The following is a 23,026-nucleotide window of genomic DNA, read 5'->3' as shown; positions in this document are numbered from 1 at the left end:
CAATGGATGGCGTAGATCGGATTCAAAGTTTGCTAGGGGTTGAGCTCGATGAGAAAGATCAAGCCCGAGTGGCGATCTACATTAAGCAAGCCCAAGAAGCCATCACAACCTACATCGGTAAATATCTGGCTGATGATGAGCCATTCCCGAGCCAGTTAAACTACGTTGTTGACGCCTTGGTGCTGGGGAAATACAACCAATTCCATAATGAGGGGATGACCTCGATTGCTGAGGAAGGCTTAACCATTAATTTTGGTCAGGGGATCAAAGATTACTTACCGGATTTGCAAGCATGGGCCGACCAGCACGGAGCCGACGAGCCGGGCGACATTATGGGGTGGTAAGATGCGCTATGACCAGACGGTGTACTTAATCAAGGAAGGTTATGAGGAAGATGGCTTGAACGAACGGGTTACGCAGACCTTTACGATGGTGAAAGCCAACGTCAAGCGGGCCAATCTAACCTTTGGTGATGGAAGCATCTACGATACGACGATCGTACGGGTCTTTGGGGAATACGATGCTGACAAGCTTTCCTTTGCCAACTATGACCCTAGCGATGCCAGCACCACCCACGAGATCCAACAGATCAGCCGGCACTTAAACCGGACAGATTTTTACATCATTAACAGTGAGGTGATTTTCCATGGCTAATAATTATGACCAATTACCGCGCGTTGAGTTTGAAGTCAACCTAGCTGATTTCAAGAGGTTGGAACAGATTGCTCGCACGCTGGAAGCGGCCGGCCTGCAGGGTGCTTATGCGGAATTCCAACGGGAGTACGCCAATGCGTTACGGGTCAGCAAACAGTTTATCCGCAATGCTGGGGCCGATGAAGTCGATGCGGCCCAAAAGATCGAAAGCCAGCAAGTTGGCCACAGCAAATCCGGCTACATTCCCACAGGGACTCTGCAAGGCAGTATTACCCCACAGTTTAGCCGTGGTGGGCTGAAAGTCAGCGTTGTACCGTTGGCCACTTCGGCAGATGCTGACAAAGCACGGCAAAAAGCCAAGGGTGGTAAAGCAAAGCGCTTTAAGCCCAGCAAGGGGTCGGAATTACACTACTACGGCGTCGACGTTGAATTCGGCAATAGCAAAATGACCGCGGAACCCTTTATGAAACCCTCAGGGGAAAAAGTGGCCACCAAGCTAGATGGCGAATTTGAACAGGCCATGCGGAGGGCATTACGATGATTACACCAGAAGCAGATTTACTGCAGAGCGTTAAGGCAGTCCTGAGCGGCTCCACGGTCCCAGTATTTATCGAGGGTCATCATCGACCAGCCAAACTCCCGCAGGTGGCCATCAAGCTATCCAGCGTCCAGCAACAACATCAAGTTAAAACACTCAGTGTGATTAAAGCCACGGTGGCCATTGATGTCTATGCCGCGCAAGGTCAATCAGCGGATGCTTTAGCAATTGGCCGGGCGGTGGTTAACAATCTCTCTTACCTAACTACCCATTGGGATATTCGCTTCGATGATTACTCGATGCGCACACTATACGATGAGCTTAACGGTCAGCCGGTGATTCGGCTGGCTTTTTTAGTCGACTACCTTATTTACTCAACTGAAAAAACAAAAGGAGTGTAGATCATGTCAGAACAATTTGACACGGCAGAATTGCAAGATGCCAATCTGATTATCTACGGGGTTAAATTCCCGTGGGACAAACCCGAAGATACGATTCACATGCTGGGCCAACAAGCGGCCACCTCAACGACTGACACGCCAACGTTGACGGCCGTGGCCACGAAGAAGAATACTTTCCATGCTTCCGGGACCCGTGCTGAAACCTTTGTGGTGGATTCGTACTGGAAGAAGCGTAACGATTACATTCGTGAAGGTATTCAGCGCTCGGTCAAAGAAAACCGGACGATCTCGCTTTGGCGAATTGACTTCAACCAAAAGACGGCCGATCCAGCTCATCCCGGTAAATTTGTTGTACCGGCCACGTATGCTCAATGCTACGCCAACGGGATGCCTAACACCGAAGCAGTAAACAACCTGAATCACGCCAACATCACGTATGAAGTAAATGGCTCAAGCAGCGAAGGAGTGTTACGTCAAGACGAACTGGATCCAGAACTGTACACGACTGGACTGGACCTGGCAGCGTTTGCCCACAACACCGATGTTGGTGGTACGGCCGATCCAAAGCCAACGCCATTGGACCAATACCTAAAGGAAAACGGTGGGCCCGTAGTAAGTGGCAGTTCACCAGTTGTTTCTAGCACGCCGGGATCCGGTGCCACTGGTTCCGATTCAAGTTCTAACTAAGAAAGGATTTAACTAATGCAAGCTTTAACTATCAATAACCAAGTCTACGAACCAAAGTTGAACTTTGCTTTTTACAAGCAAACCCGTGACGACAAATTTCTCAAGGACGGGAATTCAGATGGCTTTTCCGCCGTCGTGAATGGCCTCTTAGAAGAAAACGTCGATATGATCGTGGCTGTTTATTACCACTCGCTGGCCTACTACAAGCGCAATCAACCAACGGAAGATGACGTGGAAGCAGCACTGGAAGAATTGATCTTTGTCGATGATGACAAGACCAACCAAGCCTTTGCAGATATTTTTGCCGACTTAAAGGCCAACGGTTTTTTAGCCCGGAAGTTATCCGAATCCTTGAAAGAGCTGAATCGGAACGCCGATCTGATCGAAAAGCGGATCAATGGCATGGACGATGGTACCGAGAAGGAACAGATGCTGACGGGGCTGGAATACATGCAGACGCAGATCGAGAAGCTCAAGCAGCTGCTGACTGGTCAAGAATCCTCGCCGAAGCCGCTCGCATCGGCCTCACCATCGCCGATCTCACCGAGCTCACCCCAAATGAGTTCGGCGCCATCCGCCGTGGCTACCAACTCAATCTAGCCGATCAGCGAGATCAACTGTTGTTTGCAAAGCAAGTGCCTCAGCCAACTATGTTGACCGAAATGGAACCACAGGCATTTGCCGAGCTAATCAAACAGCTGGGAGATCGGAATCAGAAGCTGGCCGAGGATACCCTCAAAGCAGCCTTGCCAAAACTGGCACTGAATCCGTTGCAACAGCACTTTATCGATTTAATTCAAAAAGGAGGTGAGACTGATGGCCGTCGTTGAAAAACAATTTATCTGGCGGGTAATTGACGAAGCAACCAGCACGATCAAAAAGGTGGTCAATGCGCAGAAAGATGGGGTTGCGGCCGCTAAAAAAGCCGTAGCCGAAGTCAAACAAGTCAGCGAAGGCTGGCGTGACTACGGTACGAACGCTAAGGAAGCCAGTGACCGGATGATCGAAGCGACCGAAGCACAAAAGCGCAAAATCGCGGAATATCGCGAGAGCGCCAAAGCTGCGATCAACAGCGTCCGGGCCAGCTTGGATCTGTACCAGGACAAGCTCAAAGCCCTGCCAAATAAAGAGGTCATCAATCTAGAGGTGAAGGCCGAAGATGCTAAGCTGAAGACCTTTACCCAAAATCTGCAAGGCTTACCTGACCATAAGCAACTGCAATTTAATCTGACTGGTAACGCGGACGAAAAAATCAAGCGGCTCAAAGAAGGAATTAACAATGCCACCAATAGTACCAAGAACTTCAAGGAACGCTTCGGCGATCTAAAGAACGTGCTAGGTGGCACCTTGATCGGGGGAGCAGTGCTCAGCGGTGTCAGCTCGCTGAAGAATGGACTGGAAAGCCTGATTGCAACGGGTTACCGCTACAACCGGGAACAACAAACCATGCTGGCCACCTGGACAACTTTGGCGGGTTCAGCCTCAAAAGGTCAAGCGTTGGTCGACATGACTAATCAGCTGGCCACCGCCGCGCAGAACTCAACCGAAATGGTCAACGAGCTGAACCAAAAGTTCTACGCCGTGACTGACAACATCAAGCTGACCCACGATCTCTCCCAAGCTGTGCTGACCTTGCAAGATGCCTTCGGGGTGTCGGACGATGCCGTTAAGAACTTCGCGATGCAATGGTCCCAAATGGTCGGGAACGGGAAGGCCAGCGCGCAAGACATGCTGTCGATCCAAAACGTCTTCCCGAAGTTTCGGGGCGAACTGCTGGACTACGAACGCCAAGTAACCCACAACAAAGACCTCACCATGAGTGAGATGAATGACATGATGAGCCAAGGAAAAATCAGCTCTGACGCTATGAATCACGTCTTACTGGGGATGGGCAAAGAGTACAGCAGCGCCACCAAGAACTTCACTGGCACGCTAGATGGGATGGGGCGGATGATCCGGACCGCTGTACCAAAGCTGACGGGGGCACTAGTCGAACCGTTTACTAAGATGCAGAATCCGGTCTTTGACGTAGTCTCAAAATGGGCCACGGACCCGAAGACGATGAAGGCTTTTGCAGGGGTCGGCAAAGCGATGGCCGCCGGGATCAACGGCGCTATCAAAGGCATTGCTGGGATTGTACGCCCCTTTGAAGGTCTCTTAAAAATCCTTGGTGAAATCAGCAAGGTCTTCCTCAGCGGCGCTTGGATTGGCGCAACTGCGTCCTTCAAGGTCATGGCCGGAGCACTGGAACTGGTAGAGAAATTCGTCGGTGGTCTATTGTCACCCCTGAACAACCTTGCTAAGCACATGGATGGATTAGGTAAGTATGCTGATCCGATTAAGTTGCTGGGGGTAGCGTTTGGGGCAGTAGTTGGTCCGGTTGCTTTAGCAGTCGGAGCAGTTAAAGCTTTTAACCTTACGATGCTAGCTTTTGGGGCAATTCGTCATGCGATAACTGCGGTAAAAGAATTCGCTGGTGCTGTAAAGCTGTTGGACCTAGCATTTTTAGGAATGCTGGAAATATGGATTGTAGCTGGAATAGTTGCCTTTATTGCAGTGTTGGTCCTTGCTTACAAGCACATCAAACCATTCCGTGATGCCGTCAATAGCGTGGGGAAAGCGCTCAAGGAAACCTTTACGGGGAAAGCCGACTGGGAAAAGTCGCTTGTGAAGGGTTTTGAAGCAGCTGGTAAGAAGATCAAGGAATTCGTAGCCAGCATCCCCAAGGCTTTTGCGGGAGTAGGTAAGGCAATCGGTAAAGTCTTAGCGGGGATTGGAAAGATTATCCTGATCGCCCTGGCCTTTCCAGTTGGGATCGCAGTAATCATTACCCGACCACTGATCAAGCCGTTGACCAAGGCCTTTAAAGCCTTAATCAAAGACATCAAAAAGCTTTGGAATGACTTAACGAAATTCTTGGCCAAGGTCTTCGAACCAGCGATCAAGGCGATCGAAAAACTTTGGAAAAATGAGGTGCGTTTCTACACCAACCTTTGGAAAGAGATCAAGAAGGTCGCCAAAGCCGGGATTGAAGCAGTCAAGAAAGCTTTGGATCCAATCTTGAAGGCCATTGGTAAAGCGTGGAATAAAACGTGGGAAGCGATCACCGCTTTCTTCGGCCGGATCTGGAAGACGATCAGTAAAGCAGCCAGCGCGGGAATCAACGCCGTGCATAAGGTCATCTCCTCGCAAACCGACCGGATTTCGCGAACCTGGAGCCGGGTCTGGAATGGCATCAAAGGCGTCTTTGAAAAGATCTGGGACGGGATCAAACAAGCAGCCGCCTCTGGCATCAACGGGGTGATCTACATCATCAACGCTGGGCTGGGCGCGATCAATAAGGTTTGGTCCTTCTTCACTGGCCACAATGCGATGGGCAAACTCAGTAAAGTCCACTTTGCACAAGGTGGGATCGTCCACCGGCACCTGTCAGTCATCAATGATGGTGACGGGCCCGACTGGAAAGAACTGGTTGAAATGCCAAACGGTCAGCTTTTTATGAGCCAGGAACGGAATTGGACGGGCTTCCTACCGGAAGGCGCACGGGTATACTCCGGACCAGAAACCCGCGCCATTATGGAGGCAGCGGGCGTTAACCACTATGCAACCGGCGGAATTGTCGGTGCACAACACTTCGCCAAGGGTGGGGTCGTTGGCAAGGTCGTCGACTGGGCAGCCGACAAGCTGGACGATGTGACGAGTTGGCTGAAGGATAAGCTGGAAGGGGCCATGAAGTTCCTTGAACACCCCATCCAAGCCGTTACCAGTCTAGTCCGCAAAGCCACGGCCGGTATGTATGACCAGTTTGGCCACTTTGGTGAAATTGCCAAGGGCTTTTGGGGCAAGATTACGGCCCCGATCGGTAGCTGGATGCAAAAGCACCTCGAACCACTGCTGGGGAAGTTGGCGGAATCAACGCCGGCTGGCTCAGGGGTCGAACGGTGGCGGTCACGGGTTAAGCTGGCACTCCGGATGAATGGTCTGCCAACCAGCGGGGCATACGTCAACGCTTGGCTGCGACAAATCCAAACTGAATCCCGTGGTGATCCCGGTGCAATCGGGGGCAACGACGGGCTCAAGGACGGAAATGCGACCGGCTTACTGCAAACCAAGCCGCGAACCTTTAGTGCCAACGCCTTTGCTGGCTACGGCAACATTATGAATGGTTTTGACAACATGCTGGCGGCTATTAATTACGCTAAGCACCGGTATGGCGCTAGTGGCATGTTGTCGGTAATTGGCCACAATCATGGTTACGCTGGCGGCGGCGAAATCTTGGGCAAGGAACTGGCCTGGATTGGTGATAATCCGGAACACCATGAATTCGTCCTTAATCCGTACGCAGTAAGTGCCGAGCCATTGCTAGAACGAGCCTTTGAGTCAACGGCCCAAGCCCAACCAGCCAGCCATAGCAGTCAGTCCCAAGCGGCCGGCCAATCTAAACTGGACCGGATGATTGCATTGCTAGAACAATTAGTCGAACTATTTGGCAACTTCGAGTTACAGCCGATCATGATGACAGACACCGTGACGCGGGCCGTCAACAAGAAAAATGCCGAAGATTGGAACAGGAGGAATTAGCGATTGATTCAAGTCTTTTCAACGCGCGCGGATCCCCCGCACGCATATCGTTTTGGGGAGTATCGGAATCCCTTGGCGTTTGATCCCATTGAGTTTGCCATCTCCAATGATGGCCACAATTGGACCAGCGCCTTTGATGTGCCGGAATTAACCGGCGTGTACTGCTACCGGGCCCCAGACCCGCAACCGGCTAATCCAACAGACACCTACAAGAAAGTAGGCATCGCCGATGGTCAGCAGCTTATGTCGACCAGCTACGATACCCGCGAGCTTAAAATGCAAATTGCCTGCATTAATGCCGAAGACGAAAGCGATGGGTTCTTAGGCTTTAACGCCCTCCAACGCTTTTTGGTCAGTCGGACCCCTTACTGGATTTGTTTTGCGAACTGGCCGGGCCGGATGTACTACGTGAAAGCGAAGCTGGCCACGCCCACTTACTACGGGGACAATTGGACCTGTGAGGTAACGTTTACCGATCTCTTCGGCCTATCCCGTAGCATTGGCACTACTGGCGACTGGGGCGAGCATATTTACGCCCAAGGGAACAATGAACTGCAAGATAATCCGGGCTACACGTTTACGACCAATCAATTCACCGTCCATAATCTTTCGGACGTCTTAATTGATCCGGAGCGACGTGGCCACCCATTTAAGTTAACGCTGGATGGGACGTCAAACGGGAATTTGAAGATCACAAATCGGACAACCGGTGATATTTTGTCCCGCCAGCAAGGGTTCAGTGGCCAGTTTGTCATGGACGGAATTAACCCAACCTTAAACGGCAAGGGCGATTTCTTGCAGACCAACGCGGGCATTTTGACGCTACAAATCGGTGCCAATGATTTCGTGATCGAAAACTTCAGTGGCACCATTAGATTTGATTTTGCAATGTGGTGGTTATCATGATTAACACAACAATTCCGCGCGAAGCTATTTACATTGAAGCAAAGGACGGCAAAACTGCCTACCGGGTCAATTTTCAGGATCTGTATGATTCGGCCAATCTGAATTTACAGCTCAGTAGCACCTATGAAATCTCGATGACGCTAACCTACACGGAAGCCAGCAAGGATGTCTACAACGCAGCCAAGGCCAAGCGGGGGATCTACTACTTTGGCCAGTGGTATGACATCCAACAACTGGAACCGTCCCTGGACGCAAACGGCGTGCCAACACTCAAATTAACCGCCACTGCGACATTGATCGACCGGCTGAAGAATCTCCGGAAGGATCCGGATCAGCCAACGGAAGACCATCCTCAGACATCGGGTAGCAGTGATACTGACACCACTACTGACAATGATGATAATGTGGCCCAAGCAGGGACGGTCGTTAAGAAAGTGAGTGAAGAACAAAATCTGCACCCGATTTCGTATTATTTAGATAACTTTTTCAATGGTAATAGATTCGGCGTTAAGTATGAATTGCACGGTGATTTCCCGCAGGCCAACGTAGATGAAACAGGGGATTGCTATTCGTGGCTGACGTCTAATCTGAGTACTTTTAAGGCGTACTGGGTGCCCGACAATTACACCCTGAAGATCTATGACCTGGCACACTTACGGTTTAACAACGGTCGGCAGTTCCGCTACCTGCACAATCTTGCCGGAGTGGATATCCAAACCGACGCTAGCAACCTCGTTAATATTTGCCGGGCCTATGGTGGTCGGATGGAAAAGACCACCACGACAATCACCGGCGGGGGCGGCGCAGTTGGTAACCTGCAAATGGTCAATGGTGACTACGTGGCAGTACTTAAATCCGTTGCCGCGCTAGTGGGCGAACACCTATCGGACGCTGACATCAATTTAGTCAAAGCACAGGTCATGTTGGAATCTGGCGGAGACGAGAAAGCTCACGGTGGTGATGATGGCCTGGCCGATGGGATTGCCAAGGGAATTTTACAGTTTAAACAAGGGACGTTCGATTATTACTCCCGCCCGCCGTTTACGGATATTTGGACTGCTGCTGGTCAGTTTGTAGCGTTGCTGAATATCCCGAATTGGCGCAATCAAATTACTGGCCACTCAGGTTGGTCACCCCACGGCGCTCCGATTAGCAAAGAGACGATTACGGTCAAACCAGCCGTCGATGATAGCTGGGGGTGGCCATTCCCTAGCGTCGGTGAAGGTAGCTTCATGACGGCACAAAAATTCGGCTTTACCGGCGGGGGACGGACGAATGGGTTTCACGACGGCTTGGATTTTGGTTCGATCGACCATCCGGGTGCCGAGGTTCACGCAATCCACGGCGGCAAGGTAACTATCAGCCGAGCGTGGGGCAGCGGGGGGATTGGTTGGTATGTAGTAATCCAAGACTCCAGCGGGTTGAACGTCGAGTACCAAGAAGCATTTGCCAGTCCGGGCAATATCACTGTCAACGTGGGCGACGTCGTCAAGACGGGGGACGTGATTGGTTATCGCAATACCGATCACTTACACGTTGGCGTGACTCGTGCTGCTTTGCCAGGAGCGTTTTCGCACGCTTTTGTTAATGATGGCACCTGGTTGGATCCTCAAGCCATGATCAAAAACGGGGGCGATGGCTCAAGCGGTGGCAGCACCGGTGGCTCCACCACGACCAGTACCTCAACTGATAGCTACTATTCCGTTGCTTTTCTTTACAAGGATCAAGAAAGCATTGATCAGTATGGTGAGCACTGGGGACCCGATGTGATCATGGATAGCATTTACGACGAAAAGACGTTGCGCGAGTACATTGATGCGACGGTCCAACATCAACCAGCCACAACGATCTCGATTTCGGACGCCTACGAACGGGCCACCCAGTTGGGCGAAGTTTGGCGCTTTGTCGTGCCCGAACTCAATCTTGATGTTGATGTAACACTGGTTGGAATTGATGGGGTGGATCAACGCATCCATCCCGGTGGCAGCACGACGTATACCTTTGACAACACCGGTTTGGCGATGAAGGACGTGAACGTGGCCATTCGCCAAGATATTCGCCGGATCCGGACCAGCCAAGCCGCGCTGAACGTGATTGGTGGGGTGGGCGAACACCAAGAAACGCACGAGGTGACCAACAAATATACGGAATCGCAAATGGATACCTGGCGCAAGTTTTTAGATGGTGAGGAGGTGACCTGGAATGATTGAGCCTCAAGCACCGGAAAAAGATCAACGGTATGTTGAACCGATGATCTTGACCTACGGTAGGGATCCCAAAACTGGAATCCCAGGATTGATGTGCTCCAGCGATAATGGGCAGACTTGGAAATATGAGTATGGGCCGGATGGCAAAAAGTACGATGAAACTGATGCCAAGCGCATCATGAAGGTAATTGCGGCACCATTGCAGGAATTGATTGCTCAAGAGGTCCAGAAGGCCTTAGTTGCACAAAACGGAGGTGAGACGAATTGAAACAATTGGACTTGAAGCCCGTAGGATTAACTGACCGAATGGAACATAACGCCACAGCCGCCAACTTTGCGCAAATCGAAGACGCAGTCAACAGCAATGCCATCACGGCGGAAGGAATGTACGCCGAGCTTAATGGCAAGCTGGCAGCGGAAGCCGATGCGCGGAAGGCGGGTGATGACAGCGAGGCACGCGACCGGCGGGTGGCGGATGAGGAATTGGAGCAGGAGCTGCGGAGTGAGATGGCGGCAGAAGATAAAAATCTTCAGTCACAAATTGATGATAAAGCCTCAATCGAGGACCTAAATGATGCAAAAGCAGAGTGGCTCACACGCGCTAAACATATCGCGTTGGGAACAGATTTAGAAACCGTGGAAGCAGCAGTTGTAATGGTATTGCATAAGAGAGGGATGATTTAATGGCACAGACACTTAATTACACAATTGGGGCAGATCGCCGAGCATTTGTCAAAGACATCCAAAATTTTAAGATTGATTTTGCTGATGACAATAACAATTGGGTCCAAGCCCGTCAATTTGAACGTGGTATGCGACAGGTCTTTGTCAATATCCTTAATGAGGACCATACGCCCTTTGACATGACCGGATGCAACGTTTGGTTTGAAGGCCTACTGCCGGAAAATTCCAAAGGCGACTTCCGGGTAATTGATGATACAGGGTTTGTACCGATTGATCTACAAAATGGGCAATTCCGCTTTGACTTACCTGGTCACGCTTTTGCGGTCGCTGGGTCGTATCGACAAGCCTTTTTCCGGATTGTAAAAAACGGCCAGTCCGTGACAACGCTGGAATTTGATCTCCAAGTGCTGGCAGACAAGGTGATTGGCGGCTTAGTGCCACGTACGTATATTAGCCCGTTGGAACAAATTTTGGAGGAAGTCGAAGCTGATTTTGCTGAGCACACGAAGAAATTTGATGACATTAATGCTGATTTCAAGGCTAAAGTAACCAATCTCTTTGATCAACTCAGCAAACAAGGTACCGAGACAGCAAATATGCTTACAACCGTGTCTGCACGGTTGGGGGAGATTGAGGAGAAGATTAAGTCGGAAGGATTGTTTACACAGGCGGAAGCGGAAACGTTTGAAAAGACTATTCAAGGTCAGATCAGTAAGCTTGGCTTAATCTATGAGCACGTTTATCCAACATTAGCTAGCCTGCAGGCTGACAAGAACATTGTTGCTGGTCAAACCGTCAAGACAGGTGGCTACTATGCCTTGGGAGACGGCGGGGCAGCTATCTATGATGTCACTGACACTAAACCGGATGATTACTATGAGGCACTAGCAAATGGCCTATACGCCAAGCTCCGCTATACTCCGAAGGTCATCAACGTGGCTCAGTGGGGGGTCAATCCTTCACAAGCAGATAATCATGCTAAGCTACAGATGATCTTTGATAACTATGCTCAGGGGGCTAATATCTACTTTCCAAATGGCCGTTATAATGTCAGCAAGACGCTAATCTTGTCAGCTACTAACTGTCGGCTAGTCGGGGACGCTAAGACGGAATTTCAGAAGACCACTACCGATCTATCTGGCTACACTTGTATCTTTAATAATCGGACAATTGACCTCAGCAAGCTAGATGTTGCTTTGATCATTGGACCAGCTAATAATCAGAACGAAACAGTTTACCACCATCAGATTAAACTGGAATCAATGAGCTTCAGCTCGCCAGACATTACTTCTCCCACTAGAGCAAACTACGGGATTATTGCTATTGGTACTGCTTATCTTAGCTTGAGCCATTGCTTTGCCTACGGCTTCTACCTCAACATTAAGCAGTATGAGTCGTTTGGCTTAAACCTATCTCAAACGCAGAGTAACGGTGCTTTGACTGCAAGCCTGTTCTTGGATCACTCAATCCATGCCTCGACGGTTGACTGCGGTTTTGAGAGTATTCGACCACAGGCTTCAGCAATCGTAGCAACGAACAAGAGCATTGCGACAATTACCGGATCCGTAATCACAATGAACAGCGTGGCGGCAGATGCTAGCTCACACTTAACAATGGTTGGTTGCTCGTATGAGACAAACTACCAGACATTCCGGGCAACCGTTGGAGCAACAATCAATGTGATCGGTGGGGACATTGAACGACACCAAGACCCTGCCAACAGCGCGGATACTCCACTGATCTACTGTACTGATAGCTCCAAAGTGTATGTCAATTCAGCCAGTTGGCGTTGGTCAAATTACTCAGGCGAGCCAACATGGGACCACCTGAGAGCTTATTCGACTAATCAAGGATGCAAGATTATCATTACCAACTGCCAGTTTAGTAACTTCCCCGAACTGACTCATTATGATGGTGGAGCTGACTGTGTTATTTGGAATACCGATCTTGATTTGTACAAAACATATTCAGCACAGATTAGTCCGGCAGATGGGGTAACAATTCAGGGCCAGACTCTAAAGCGCGATTCCAACGGTCAATGCTTTTTGAATGTTGGCTTCACCGTAACTAAAGATCTGGGATATATGCAGAGCTTGATCAGCTTCCCGCCGACATTCAAACCGTGGGACGGTTGCTATATCCAATTTCTACAACAGCGAACAAAACAAACATATCAAGCCTTTACCAATGATGGACAGATTAAAGTTTATGATACTGTTCCTGCAGGAACAGAGGCTATTTTGACCTTCAGTTATCAGGCTAAGGATTAGAAAGGAAGAGTGTAAGAATGCAAACATACTATATCTATGATCCAGTAACGTTTGAGTACGCTGGCAAAGTGCAGTGTAAGAACCAGCCAGTTGGCTCCACTACCTCGGCACCGGTTGCTGTGCTAAATGGTAAAGTTTATGAGCTGCTAAAGCCAATCTATGATAAGAAAACCGATGCTTGGCATGGGACCAACTCAGATTATGACCTACAGAAATCAGTTAGCGGTTTATCTAAGCAGATTGCTAATCTCAACGAAACAGTTAATCTCATCACGCAAGCGCTAAGTGGGGATGCTGGTAGTCAGTCTGCACAAGCTATTTCAGACGGAAAGGAAGTACAGGCAAATGTTTAATCGAAATATTTTAGCTCGACTTCAACAACTGCAGAAGCAGCGCCAAGAGCAGTCATTCTTAAATGTGCAAAGTTTGTATAACCTTGGTTTCCCGATTGACCAGTATGTTCAGTTGGGAAGCGTTACCGCTGAGCAATACAAACAGATCACTGGCAAGGACTACGTGGAAGCAAGCACGTCTACGTCAGCCGGCGCCAGCGAATCCACGAGCACGGATGCCAGTCAAGCCTAGCTAAAAACAGTCGCCAGAGAAAGCTAACAGTACCTTATGGGGCGGCTTTGCAGGAGATTGCAAATAACTATGCAGCCTGAACTGGCGATTTTGATAACGCGAAGGGAGAAAGGGGGAGAAAGCAATGGACCCACATCACTTTGCAGGACTCGACTGGGGAGAATGGGTGGCGATCTTGACACTGGTTGCCGCAATCGCAGCTTATGCGCGGTCGGGCATCAGTCGCACTGCACGCGAGTCATCACGGCAGGATTTTGATCGCATCAACGAGACCATGAACGGAGTGCGCGAAACGATGGCTGAGCTGATCGTAACCATCAAGCAACTGCGGTCGGACATGGAAGAGCGCAAGCAGACTGAGAGCCGTATGCACCAAGCCATTGATGACCACGAAAGGCGCTTAATCAGATTAGAAACACAACAGGAGGAAGATCGATGAAAACTAACTTACAACAGAAATTTTTAAATCATGATGGTACGTTAAATAAAACCACCATCGCTGCCTTTTTGACGTTGTTGATTGTCTTAGCGCAACAAATCATGCTCGCTTGTGGCTTTAGCTATGGGCATTGGGATCAGATTGCTGGCATCATCAACACAATCTTAGCGGTCGCCTCAGTAGCGGGCTTTGTCGAAGGATCCGGTGAGGTAAAAACCAAGGAGGACAATAATGAATAAGACACAACTCAAAGCGCTGGCCTTAATGGCTGGCGCTTTTTTGATGGCCGCCGCCTTGCCATCAGCAGCTCATGCCGATCGCCGATTGGGCCAGGACGTTGCCAGCTACCAAGACAGTACCCTGTGGTGGATGCAACAGCGGTATGCCTTGGGGTCGCGATTTACGATCGTCAAACTTGGTGGCTCCGGTGGTCAGGAAGGAGCCCACTATCAAAACCCTAAGGCCAGCGCTCAGCTCGCAAACGCGCAGGCTAGTGGCCAGGACATTGGGGCTTATTACTGGGGTCAATTTGGCGCAGATAGTAATTGGGCCCGAACCATGGCCCGTTACTCCATCAGCGATGCCCAGCGCGTAGGCCTCAAAAAGGGGTCGACAATTGCACTGGATTATGAGGCAGGGGCGACTAACAACGTCCAGGCTAACACCCGAGCGATTATCGCGTACATGGACACAATCAAGGACGCTGGCTACAAACCAGCCCTTTATTCTGGTGCCTGGTACTTGCAGCATTACGTCGACATTGAGCAGATTGGCCAGCGCTACGGGACTTGCCTGTGGGCGGCATCGTACATCACTACGGCCAACCAGACTGGACCCAATTTTAACTACTTCCCATCGATGAAGTACGTTGCGCTGTGGCAATACGCGGACAACTGGTACGGTGTGGACGGCAATGTTGAGCTGATTGATCATTTCGTGCGGACCGGTGAGGTTAAGGAGGACACGCCGGTTAAGCCAACCCAACCAGATCAGTCAAACCGGACGGGGAGTACGTACACGGTCCAAGCTGGCGACTCTTGGTGGGCCATTGCGCAACGGGTTGGGTTAGATATGTACCAATTGGCCCAATTAAATGGCAAGACGGTCAACGATGTTATCCATCCCGGCCAAGTCCTTAAGATCAAGGGGGCAATTAAAGATGGCGCAGCCGAAACTAAGCAGCCATCGAGTCCGGCAACCTCGAACTCGGCGGCAAAGGGTGGCACTAGCAAGGCTGAGCAACCAACTACCCCAAAGACATGGACTGATGAGCTAGGCGACACGTGGCACAGGGAGCGTGGCACATTTGTCAGCAACACTTGGCTCCATCTACGCTATGGCGCCAAGCCGCTATCGACCACGCTACTATATGCTGGACCGGGATTGACGATTAAGTACGATGCCTGGTCCCGGCACGATGGATATGTCTACGTGCGCCAACCGCGTGGTAACGGGCAGTATGCTTACGTAGCTGTCCGCAACGCTATCACGGGGGCAGCTTACGGCACGTTTAAGTAAGTGAGATAGCTGAAGAGAGTACAAAAACGCCCCCAGCCAATTTATGACTGAGGGTGTGCATGGTATACTATCAACGAGGAAGTTTTATGGGCGGTGGCTGTTTTCCCGAAAGAGGTGGTGCCAATGTTAGCACAAAATCTCCAGAAAGGTTCCAGCCGGTGTGAGCGTCTATCAAGCGATTTCGCTGATGTTGCTGTTTGGCACGTTTATCATAGCGTTGCTGACATACATCGACAATCACCAAAACAAAAAATAACCGCCCCTGTAACTTTGGCCGGTTCCAGGACGGTTATTTTTTAACTGATTATCTGTAACTAAAGCCACCGCCTTTAAAGCGGCCTCTTTACATATTGATAATAACACTGGCACGATAAGTTGTCACTAAAAACCCTCTTAGCTATGCTAAGATAATGGGTGAGAGCGGCAGATACCCTACGGGGCCTGTTACGCTACATAAGCAAAAAGGTACAAAAAAGGTACACTTTATTGGCACAAACTGACATTAGATGAATTTTAGTGGGAATTAAATTCGATCGTAAAAGTTGATTTATCAACATTATGGCTATAAATAGACAGTTACCAAAATTAAAGCTGTCTTTCACTCCAAGAACCCTTCAATCATGAAGGCCTTGGAAAAGGCAACGGAAAAGTAATTACTAATTTTACTCCGGTGTGCACTAAGCACAGCGGAGTTTTTTTAATCTTGACATTTGCTCAGATCACTTTAAAATTATAAAAAGATGATAAAACAATGAGAAAGAAGCGATGCTGAATGCGAATTTTGGCTGAAAGTGAACGGACCTACTTGGAACAGATTTTTGTTAAACTAAATTTTTCGGCTGATGATGCCAAATTTTTGGCGGATACATTAGTCGATGCGGATTTACGCGGAATTTCTTCGCACGGGATTAACCGTTTGGCATGGTATGCCCAAATGGTCAAGGACCACACTATTATACCAACAAAGCAGGCAACGGTAATCAAACAGCGACCGGGGCTGGTCTTGGTCGATGCCAATCAAAACATGGGCCAGCTTGCGGCGCGTTTAGCAATGCGAGAAATTATTAAAAAAGCCAAACAAACCGGGATCGCCATGGCGGTCGTCCGGAATTCCAATCACTTTGGAACGGCAGGCTACTATACCCGCCTGGCCCTTGAGGCCGGGTTAGTGGGTGTTGCCCTGACTAACACCCGACCCTTAGTGGTGCCGACTAATGCCACCACGGCATTCTTAGGTTCAAATGCTTTTGCCTTCGGCTTCCCAGCCCAGCCCCACCCATTTATGTTTGATTGCGCCACCGCGGCAGTTTCCGGCGGCAAAATCCAGGTTAAAGACAAGCGGGGTGAAACTTTGCCGGGTGAATGGGTCGTCGATAAGAACCGCCAAGTCGTTCGCGACCCTAAAGAAGCTGAGGAGATCTTGGCCGCGGCCGCCTTTTCAACTGACCAAAAGGGCGGGGGACTCTTGACCTTAGGGGGCCTCTTCGAAGAGAATTCAAATTACAAAGGGATGGGCAATTCATTAGTAATTGAAATCCTAACCGGCATTTTAGCCCAAGGGTCTATTTCAGCGGATACCGTAAAAGGTAAGCATGATTTTTCCCAATTCTTATTGGTTTTCGACCCAGCTTTCTTCGGCGAGCCAGCTAAATTAGCGGCTGATGCGACCCGGATGTTAGACCGAATTCGGCAGCTACCAGCAATTCCTGGAAAACAAATTTGGATTCCAGGGGATCGTGAATATCGCTTGTTAGCCCAAAATCGGCAACGGGGGGTTGAAGTGGATGAAAAAACTTACGCTCAAATGAAAACGTTGGGTGAAGAGTTAGGCGTCACGCTCCCTGGCTCACGTTAGGTTTACCACAGGCGGCCATAAAACGACATTTGGTGACTTTTGTCGTTTTATGGCCTTTTTTACCTTTTGTAACCGCTTTCGTGATAAAATAAAGGTGGAATAAGATTGTTAAGGAGGTAATAACGATGACCATTCAAAATGTAACAATTATCGGGGCCGGCACCTTAGGCAGTCAAATTGCCTTTCAATCCGCCCTAAAAGGAATGCATGTCGCTGCTTATGACCCCCAAATTGCTGTGGCTGAACAACGGTTAGCGGCGTTAGCAGCACCATACGCACGCGATGTTCAACTGCCCCAAGCCGAATTTGATCAAGCGTTGGCGACCATCCAGGTTACTGATGATTTGGCGGCGGCCGTAGCGGATGCCGACCTCGTAATCGAAGCCATCCCGGAAGCCGTGGAAATTAAGGCTAAAATGTACAGTGAATTAATGAAAGTGCTACCTGCTAAAACCATCGTGGCCAGCAACTCGTCCACGATGATGCCGAGCCAATTGGTGCAGTACGTGGATCGGCCAGCTCAATTCTTACACATTCACTTTGCTAACCAAATTTGGAAATATAATGTCGCTGAAATCGTGGGAACGTCGGTCACAGATCCAATTGTTTTTGATGAGGCAGTAGCTTTTGCCAAGGCGATTGGGATGGTGCCAATCACGATGCACAAAGAATATCCTGGCTACATTTTAAATGCCTTACTAGTCCCACTGCTCAATGCCGCACTGGCCGTGTGGGCGAAGGGAATTGCCGACCCACACTTGGTCGACAAAGATTGGATGATTTCTACCGGGGCGCCATTAGGGCCATTCATGATCTTGGATGTGGTTGGCCTACGGACTCCGTACCAGATTGAAATGAACAGCTACCAACAGACGGGGAACCCCGATGCAAAACTGATTGCTGATAAGCTTAAGGAAATGATTGATGCAGGACAAACCGGCCGGGAAAGCGGGCAAGGCTTCTATCACTACCCGAATCCTGAATTCTTAGCCCCTGACTTTTTGAAGTAATAAAACCGCGTTAGACCAGGCTTGGTAAGCAACCGAGATGGTCTAACGCGGTTTTTAATTTCTCAGTTGGCACACTTTTGGCACTAAATACTAAAGGCTCAATGCGTTTTGGGAGCATTGAGCCTTTTTAATTAAACTACTTCCAAGTGTAATTGGTTTTCACCAATCAAACCGACTTTTTTCATTACTAAGTAAAGCGTTACTGACATTACCGCTGGGACCACAACCCCGAAGGCCATGTAAACAGCGAATTGATCCCAGCCCCGTGAAAGGTAGGCGATTGGCGCAATCAGCGAGTTCAGTCCCAGACCGCCCAAGGTGTACGTTGAGCGGAAGTGGAACAGCACCGTAGCTACTGGCGCACAGACCGCAGTGGAAACCATCGATGGCACCAACAGATATGGATTTAACAGCAAATTCGGAAATTGTAGCTTTGGCGTAACCAACCCTTGGGCAATATTTGCTCCCAGGTTATTTTGGCGCCATGACATTGCCGTAAAGGCTACGAACTGCGCCGTGGTCCCAATCAACGCGGCTGCAGAAGAAACCGGATCTAATGTCAAGGCAACTGCCAAAGCGGCAGAAGAGGCCGGCGTCATCAAGAAGAGGGCCCAAACCAGTGAAATTACCACTGACCCCAAGACTGGTGAGACCGTCATCGTGTGGGCAATGTAAGCCGAGACCGCCAACAGGGCTGGAGTAACCACAGAAGCAACCAACAGACCAAAGGTTACCCCAACCGCCAAAGCCCCAAATGGTACCAAGACCATGTCCAGTGGGGTCTTGCCCGTCAGGTACTTTCCAACCAGGACACAAGCCACTGCGGCTAACAGCGCTGAAACTGGTTGTCCAGAAGTGATGATAGGCGCTCCAGCCAGTGAAACGCTGGCTTGGCCAGTTGCCGTGGCGGCATTTACACTGGCACTGGTAAAGTGCACGGCATTTGCTCCGACGGTGGCTGAAACCAGGGAAGCAAAAGTTACCAAGGTATTCGTGTTTAATTGTGAGGCTACCGCCACCCCGATTGCTGGTGCCAACAAGGCTTGGGCTTCTGAACCAACCAGGGAAAGGGCATGGATCCCCGACAGATTCCCAATCGTTGCCAGTAACAGGCCACCACCAAGAACGACTAAGATTGCTTGGGCAGTAGCAGCAAAGACTCGATAGAGTGCTTCCTTAAAGCGGGAAGCCTCTTGATATGTAGTAGCTTGCTTTGAAGCAGGTTTGACGCGCGCTTCCATAAGCAGTCCCTCCTTAAAAATATGTGTTATTAACTTTTGATGGAACTTAGTCTAAGGGAATTCCATTAGAATGTCAACTGCAAAATTTAATCTTTTTCTAATTAAAATCATAAAACGTTTGCAAAAAATAAGTTCGTGACCCTATGCTTCAAATTCTTAACCGCTTGATCAACTGGTTATGGCATTTGGGAGTCAGTCATGTGCTTAATTCAACTTAATCTAATTATCATTTTTATGTTAAGAAACACGGTCACCCGTGAAACGAACGTTCTCAGCAACTGATCTAAATGCTAAACTTTATTTAACAGTAATTAAATCAATGAGGTGAGCACATGTACTCAATTAAAATGTATGGCGTGAAAGCTGAAGATCGGCCCTTTGCCGAGCGGTGGGCCCAAAAGCATCAAGTTAAGCTTGCAATGACCACCGATGTCATCAATGAAGACACCATTGATGACGCCCATGGATTTGATGGGGTTACCACTTTACAGGTAACGGATATTCCGCGAGAAGCCTATGCCCGTTTTCACGCAATGGGAGTTAAACAAATTGCCCAGCGCAGTGCGGGATATGATATGTACGATTTAGCAGAAGCCACGAAAAACCACATCATTATCAGTAACGTCCCATCCTACTCACCGGAGTCAATCGCTGAATATGCTTTAACCACGGCCTTAAATTTAGTGCGGCGGGTTCCGCAAATCCAACAACGCGTTGCTGCACATAATTTTACCTGGCAAACACCAATCCGCGGCCGCGTAATTGGCAAGATGACGATTGCCGTCTTGGGGACCGGTCGAATTGGGGAACACGCCGCGCGACTTTTTCACGGAATCGGCGCCAAGGTGATTGGTTTTGATCGTCATCAAAACCCGGCCCTGACCGGAATTGTCACCTATGTTGATTCGATTGAAGAAGCGGTCGCGCAAGCCGATTTGGTATCCTTGCATATGCCAGCAAATGACGCTAACCACCACCTCTTTGATGCCAACATGTTTCAGCACTTCAAACGCGGCGCCTACTTAGTCAATACCGCACGCGGTTCATTAATTGACACCCAAGCCTTGCTTAACGCATTAACACAAGGACAGTTAGCTGGCGCCGGGCTGGACGTTTACGAGCATGAAGGCCCCATCGTGCCCTTGGATTTACAAGGCCAACCCCTGGCGGATGAGTTATTTAAGCAATTGCTGGCTTCCGAGCGCATTATCTATTCACCTCACGTCGCTTATTACACCGATGAAGCCGTTGCAAATCTAATTGAAGGGGGCTTAGATGCCACCCTCGATGTCATCTTACATGGTGATACTGCCAATCGGGTTAACGACCTCGCTTAAGTTTGCACAAAGAAAGGATTAGTTGCGGAGCAAATTAAATGGTCTAGGCAATTTATTTGTAAGCAGGGCATTTCACAAGCAATTTGGGGCATTTCAACTGTAAACGCTTGACATTCAAAGAAGATCCATCAATAATGAATTTGTGAGCAAACGTTTGTCATTTAATGACAACGGTTAGATTAAGGATTGTAGATTTTAGTTACAAGGAGGAGCATTCATGGTTATGAATCACCGGAAAAAAGTTGTTATGATTGGGGCCGGGGCTGTTGGGACCGCCTATGCCTACTCGATGGCTCAACACGCGTTAGCAGATGAATTTATCATCATCAACCACACGAAGAAGAAGGCCGTTGGGAACGCTTTAGACTTGGAAGACGCGGTGGCCGCTTTTGAAACCCCGGTTCACATGGTGCCAGGGGATTACGCCGACTGTGCGGAAGCAGATCTGGTTGTTATTACGGCAGGGGTACCACAAAAGCCTGGCGAAACGCGGTTACAATTAGTCAACAAAAACCTGGCGGTCATCAAAGATATTACTAAGAACGTTGTGGAATCTGGTTTCCAAGGGATCTTCTTAGTTGCCGGGAACCCGGTTGATATTTTAACGAATGCGGTCCGGGAATTCTCTGGTTTCCCGGCTAACCGGGTCCTATCGTCTGGGACGTCGCTGGACTCTTACCGGTTGCGGATTGCCTTAGCGAAGTTGTTCAATGTCAGTTCACGCAGCATTGAAGCTTACGTAATGGCTGAACACGGTGATTCCGAATTCGCTGCCTTCTCAACGGCAACGATTGGGGGTAAGCCATTACTGGAATTTGCTAAGGACCGAGGTTACACCTTAGATGAATTAAAAGAAATTGAAGATAACGTCCGTCACAAGGCTTACAGCATTATCGAAGGTAAGGGGGCGACTTACTACGGGGTCGCTTCTGCCTTGGTTCGGATTACGGAAGCCATCTTACGCAACACGAATGCGGTGATGCCAATCGGCGCTTACATGACCGGAGAATACGGCCAACACGGTGTCTACTTAGGGACGCCAGCCATTATTAACGCCAACGGGATTGCCCGGATCATCGAAATGCCGTTAAACGAAGACGAACAAGCGGCCATGGCAAATTCGGCTAAAACCTTACAAGACATCCAAGACAATGCCCGCAAGGAAGGGTTCTTACCATAAAGATAAACCGTTACTGTTTAAGTGTCCTAGCAATAGGACACTTTTTTTGTCCCCCATGATTCTGTTATACTAACATTAAGAATTTTATCGAAAGGGGAGATGGCCATGAGCCATAAAAAATCACGCCATGCCAAGGACCTGCCTGCCGTTGCTCCAATCAGGGAAGGGGACTTAACTACGCCCAGCCTCAAGCCCCAAGATGAAGCTAAACTCGCCCAATTGTTAACGAAGCTTCAGCCGCAAAGGAAGGAGGCGTTGGTTCCAATGAGTGCCGCTAAGGCGCGCCGGGTGCTCGCTACCCCAGTTGCCAGACGCACGCAACCGCCGATTGAAACCCTCAAAGCGCTCCGGCAAGTCTTAAACAGTCCTGCCAATGTGCTGATTTTAGACCTGGAATTTTATGGGACCGGGGCAGAAAACACCCATGTTGGTCAGCTGGCAGGGCGAATTTTTGGCCGCCATGAACAGTTTAACTATACCGTTTTTCAGCCCAGCGACATGGCCCCAGTCCAACAGCTTAAATTCCTTAAAACCACCAATTTGACCTACCAAGAAGCCATCAAATTCGACCTTGACACGACCATGCGAAAAATTCAGCATTTCATTCAACGCCAACCAATTCATTATTTATTAAGTTATGATAATCACTTTGATTTGCACGTTTTAAATGGTGAAGCCCAGCGACACCAGTGGCCAACTGAACGCTGTTTTTGGCAACAAATCCAGCTAATCGACTTAGCTGCAATTTTAAAAACGGACGCTTTAAACGGCAAAGCGATGGTTTCATTGCGCAGCTTGGTTGGTCTTTTGGGATTACGACGTGAATTGCCGTTTCATGAAGCCCAAAACGATGTTGAATACATTAATCGGGTGCTGCAAATTTACGCGTTAGATGCCAATCAAAATCTTTTACAGTAGCAGCGTTCGCAAATG

At 49.3% G+C, this 23,026-nt stretch carries 25 protein-coding genes; 24 read left to right on the top strand and 1 reads right to left on the bottom strand.

From position 1 onward, the window contains the following. Positions 1 to 2: 2 nt before the first annotated feature. From BN54_RS01920 to BN54_RS01825, 21 genes are all read left to right on the top strand, one after another. The gene (locus BN54_RS01920) at positions 3 to 344 is read left to right on the top strand and encodes a phage head-tail connector protein (RefSeq protein WP_019205442.1); all 342 of its coding nucleotides are present in this window, start codon (positions 3 to 5) and stop codon (positions 342 to 344) included. Position 345: 1 nt separating this feature from the next. Then, positions 346 to 654, top strand: a complete 309-nt coding sequence (locus tag BN54_RS01915; RefSeq protein ID WP_019205441.1) for a hypothetical protein — start codon at positions 346 to 348, stop codon at positions 652 to 654. Beyond that, positions 647 to 1,195 carry an HK97-gp10 family putative phage morphogenesis protein gene (locus BN54_RS01910; protein WP_019205440.1) on the top strand — a complete coding sequence of 183 codons (549 nt, stop codon included), beginning with the start codon at positions 647 to 649 and terminating at the stop codon, positions 1,193 to 1,195. Before BN54_RS01915 ends, BN54_RS01910 begins: the two co-directional genes overlap by 8 nt. Then, the gene (locus BN54_RS01905; protein ID WP_019205439.1) at positions 1,192 to 1,593 is read left to right on the top strand and encodes a hypothetical protein; all 402 of its coding nucleotides are present in this window, start codon (positions 1,192 to 1,194) and stop codon (positions 1,591 to 1,593) included. Before BN54_RS01910 ends, BN54_RS01905 begins: the two co-directional genes overlap by 4 nt. Positions 1,594 to 1,596: 3 nt before the next feature. Continuing rightward, complete coding sequence (locus tag BN54_RS01900) at positions 1,597 to 2,280, top strand: hypothetical protein (protein WP_019205438.1); 684 nt, start codon at positions 1,597 to 1,599, stop codon at positions 2,278 to 2,280. A gap of 15 nt (positions 2,281 to 2,295) precedes the next feature. Beyond that, a complete protein-coding gene (locus BN54_RS01895) occupies positions 2,296 to 2,880 on the top strand; it encodes a tail assembly chaperone (protein WP_019205437.1) in 585 nt (194 codons plus the stop codon). 20 nt (positions 2,881 to 2,900) lie between these two features. After that, entirely contained in the window at positions 2,901 to 3,110 is a 210-nt protein-coding gene (locus BN54_RS01890; protein ID WP_155818227.1) for a hypothetical protein, read from the top strand. Continuing rightward, positions 3,097 to 6,861 (top strand): tape measure protein, encoded by a 3,765-nt coding sequence (locus BN54_RS01885; protein WP_019205435.1) that lies wholly within the window; start codon positions 3,097 to 3,099, stop codon positions 6,859 to 6,861. The genes BN54_RS01890 and BN54_RS01885 overlap by 14 nt, the downstream gene beginning before the upstream one ends. 3 nt (positions 6,862 to 6,864) lie before the next feature. Beyond that, complete coding sequence (locus BN54_RS01880) at positions 6,865 to 7,767, top strand: phage tail domain-containing protein (protein WP_019205434.1); 903 nt, start codon at positions 6,865 to 6,867, stop codon at positions 7,765 to 7,767. After that, entirely contained in the window at positions 7,764 to 9,977 is a 2,214-nt protein-coding gene (locus BN54_RS01875) for a phage tail protein (protein WP_019205433.1), read from the top strand. The genes BN54_RS01880 and BN54_RS01875 overlap by 4 nt, the downstream gene beginning before the upstream one ends. Further along, a complete protein-coding gene (locus BN54_RS01870) occupies positions 9,970 to 10,242 on the top strand; it encodes a hypothetical protein (RefSeq protein ID WP_019205432.1) in 273 nt (90 codons plus the stop codon). The genes BN54_RS01875 and BN54_RS01870 overlap by 8 nt, the downstream gene beginning before the upstream one ends. Then, positions 10,239 to 10,658 carry a hypothetical protein gene (locus BN54_RS01865; protein WP_019205431.1) on the top strand — a complete coding sequence of 140 codons (420 nt, stop codon included), beginning with the start codon at positions 10,239 to 10,241 and terminating at the stop codon, positions 10,656 to 10,658. Before BN54_RS01870 ends, BN54_RS01865 begins: the two co-directional genes overlap by 4 nt. Beyond that, entirely contained in the window at positions 10,658 to 12,928 is a 2,271-nt protein-coding gene (locus BN54_RS09750; protein ID WP_019205430.1) for a BppU family phage baseplate upper protein, read from the top strand. The genes BN54_RS01865 and BN54_RS09750 overlap by 1 nt, the downstream gene beginning before the upstream one ends. Positions 12,929 to 12,945: 17 nt before the next feature. After that, positions 12,946 to 13,281, top strand: coding sequence for a hypothetical protein (locus BN54_RS10135; protein WP_019205429.1), 336 nt, complete (start codon positions 12,946 to 12,948; stop codon positions 13,279 to 13,281). Further along, a complete protein-coding gene (locus BN54_RS01850; RefSeq protein ID WP_019205428.1) occupies positions 13,274 to 13,513 on the top strand; it encodes an XkdX family protein in 240 nt (79 codons plus the stop codon). Before BN54_RS10135 ends, BN54_RS01850 begins: the two co-directional genes overlap by 8 nt. Before the next feature lie 124 nt (positions 13,514 to 13,637). Beyond that, complete coding sequence (locus BN54_RS01845; protein ID WP_019205427.1) at positions 13,638 to 13,952, top strand: hypothetical protein; 315 nt, start codon at positions 13,638 to 13,640, stop codon at positions 13,950 to 13,952. After that, positions 13,949 to 14,191 (top strand): hypothetical protein, encoded by a 243-nt coding sequence (locus tag BN54_RS01840; protein WP_019205426.1) that lies wholly within the window; start codon positions 13,949 to 13,951, stop codon positions 14,189 to 14,191. The genes BN54_RS01845 and BN54_RS01840 overlap by 4 nt, the downstream gene beginning before the upstream one ends. Then, a complete protein-coding gene (locus BN54_RS09745; protein WP_019205425.1) occupies positions 14,184 to 15,470 on the top strand; it encodes a GH25 family lysozyme in 1,287 nt (428 codons plus the stop codon). The genes BN54_RS01840 and BN54_RS09745 overlap by 8 nt, the downstream gene beginning before the upstream one ends. Before the next feature lie 123 nt (positions 15,471 to 15,593). Further along, positions 15,594 to 15,770 (top strand): hypothetical protein, encoded by a 177-nt coding sequence (locus BN54_RS10640; protein WP_437176729.1) that lies wholly within the window; start codon positions 15,594 to 15,596, stop codon positions 15,768 to 15,770. A 472-nt stretch (positions 15,771 to 16,242) separates the two neighbouring features. Then, positions 16,243 to 17,325, top strand: coding sequence for an Ldh family oxidoreductase (locus tag BN54_RS01830; RefSeq protein ID WP_019205424.1), 1,083 nt, complete (start codon positions 16,243 to 16,245; stop codon positions 17,323 to 17,325). A gap of 125 nt (positions 17,326 to 17,450) precedes the next feature. Further along, the gene (locus BN54_RS01825) at positions 17,451 to 18,335 is read left to right on the top strand and encodes a 3-hydroxyacyl-CoA dehydrogenase (protein ID WP_019205423.1); all 885 of its coding nucleotides are present in this window, start codon (positions 17,451 to 17,453) and stop codon (positions 18,333 to 18,335) included. Positions 18,336 to 18,466: 131 nt separating this feature from the next. On the opposite strand, the gene BN54_RS01820 is transcribed toward BN54_RS01825, so the two are convergent. After that, a complete protein-coding gene (locus BN54_RS01820) occupies positions 18,467 to 19,576 on the bottom strand; it encodes a PTS sugar transporter subunit IIC (protein ID WP_019205422.1) in 1,110 nt (369 codons plus the stop codon). Positions 19,577 to 19,908: 332 nt separating this feature from the next. On the opposite strand from BN54_RS01820, the gene BN54_RS01815 reads away from it, so the two are divergent. From BN54_RS01815 to BN54_RS01805, 3 genes are all read left to right on the top strand, one after another. Beyond that, positions 19,909 to 20,913, top strand: a complete 1,005-nt coding sequence (locus BN54_RS01815; protein WP_019205421.1) for a D-2-hydroxyacid dehydrogenase — start codon at positions 19,909 to 19,911, stop codon at positions 20,911 to 20,913. A 217-nt stretch (positions 20,914 to 21,130) separates the two neighbouring features. After that, the gene (locus BN54_RS01810; RefSeq protein WP_019205420.1) at positions 21,131 to 22,093 is read left to right on the top strand and encodes an L-lactate dehydrogenase; all 963 of its coding nucleotides are present in this window, start codon (positions 21,131 to 21,133) and stop codon (positions 22,091 to 22,093) included. 105 nt (positions 22,094 to 22,198) lie between these two features. After that, positions 22,199 to 23,011, top strand: a complete 813-nt coding sequence (locus BN54_RS01805; RefSeq protein WP_019205419.1) for a hypothetical protein — start codon at positions 22,199 to 22,201, stop codon at positions 23,009 to 23,011. Positions 23,012 to 23,026 lie beyond the last annotated feature (15 nt).

It is taken from the genome of Limosilactobacillus ingluviei str. Autruche 4 (assembly GCF_000312405.1).
Classification (GTDB): Bacteria; Bacillota; Bacilli; order Lactobacillales; family Lactobacillaceae; genus Limosilactobacillus; species Limosilactobacillus ingluviei.
The sequence above is the reverse complement of the archived record's forward strand: the minus strand, read 5'-3'. Positions and strand labels throughout refer to the sequence as shown.

Coding starts and splice junctions, on each gene's coding strand:
- BN54_RS01900 (WP_019205438.1), top strand. CDS start 1,597: ATGTCAGAACAATTTGACACGGCAGAATTGCAAGATGCCAATCTGATT.
- BN54_RS10640 (WP_437176729.1), top strand. CDS start 15,594: ATGTTAGCACAAAATCTCCAGAAAGGTTCCAGCCGGTGTGAGCGTCTA.
- BN54_RS01815 (WP_019205421.1), top strand. CDS start 19,909: ATGTACTCAATTAAAATGTATGGCGTGAAAGCTGAAGATCGGCCCTTT.
- BN54_RS01805 (WP_019205419.1), top strand. CDS start 22,199: ATGAGCCATAAAAAATCACGCCATGCCAAGGACCTGCCTGCCGTTGCT.
- BN54_RS01885 (WP_019205435.1), top strand. CDS start 3,097: ATGGCCGTCGTTGAAAAACAATTTATCTGGCGGGTAATTGACGAAGCA.
- BN54_RS01875 (WP_019205433.1), top strand. CDS start 7,764: ATGATTAACACAACAATTCCGCGCGAAGCTATTTACATTGAAGCAAAG.
- BN54_RS01845 (WP_019205427.1), top strand. CDS start 13,638: ATGGACCCACATCACTTTGCAGGACTCGACTGGGGAGAATGGGTGGCG.
- BN54_RS10135 (WP_019205429.1), top strand. CDS start 12,946: ATGCAAACATACTATATCTATGATCCAGTAACGTTTGAGTACGCTGGC.
- BN54_RS01825 (WP_019205423.1), top strand. CDS start 17,451: ATGACCATTCAAAATGTAACAATTATCGGGGCCGGCACCTTAGGCAGT.
- BN54_RS01915 (WP_019205441.1), top strand. CDS start 346: ATGCGCTATGACCAGACGGTGTACTTAATCAAGGAAGGTTATGAGGAA.
- BN54_RS01820 (WP_019205422.1), bottom strand. CDS start 19,576: ATGGAAGCGCGCGTCAAACCTGCTTCAAAGCAAGCTACTACATATCAA.
- BN54_RS01920 (WP_019205442.1), top strand. CDS start 3: ATGGATGGCGTAGATCGGATTCAAAGTTTGCTAGGGGTTGAGCTCGAT.
- BN54_RS01850 (WP_019205428.1), top strand. CDS start 13,274: ATGTTTAATCGAAATATTTTAGCTCGACTTCAACAACTGCAGAAGCAG.
- BN54_RS01910 (WP_019205440.1), top strand. CDS start 647: ATGGCTAATAATTATGACCAATTACCGCGCGTTGAGTTTGAAGTCAAC.
- BN54_RS01840 (WP_019205426.1), top strand. CDS start 13,949: ATGAAAACTAACTTACAACAGAAATTTTTAAATCATGATGGTACGTTA.
- BN54_RS09745 (WP_019205425.1), top strand. CDS start 14,184: ATGAATAAGACACAACTCAAAGCGCTGGCCTTAATGGCTGGCGCTTTT.
- BN54_RS01870 (WP_019205432.1), top strand. CDS start 9,970: ATGATTGAGCCTCAAGCACCGGAAAAAGATCAACGGTATGTTGAACCG.
- BN54_RS01810 (WP_019205420.1), top strand. CDS start 21,131: ATGGTTATGAATCACCGGAAAAAAGTTGTTATGATTGGGGCCGGGGCT.
- BN54_RS09750 (WP_019205430.1), top strand. CDS start 10,658: ATGGCACAGACACTTAATTACACAATTGGGGCAGATCGCCGAGCATTT.
- BN54_RS01895 (WP_019205437.1), top strand. CDS start 2,296: ATGCAAGCTTTAACTATCAATAACCAAGTCTACGAACCAAAGTTGAAC.
- BN54_RS01905 (WP_019205439.1), top strand. CDS start 1,192: ATGATTACACCAGAAGCAGATTTACTGCAGAGCGTTAAGGCAGTCCTG.
- BN54_RS01830 (WP_019205424.1), top strand. CDS start 16,243: ATGCGAATTTTGGCTGAAAGTGAACGGACCTACTTGGAACAGATTTTT.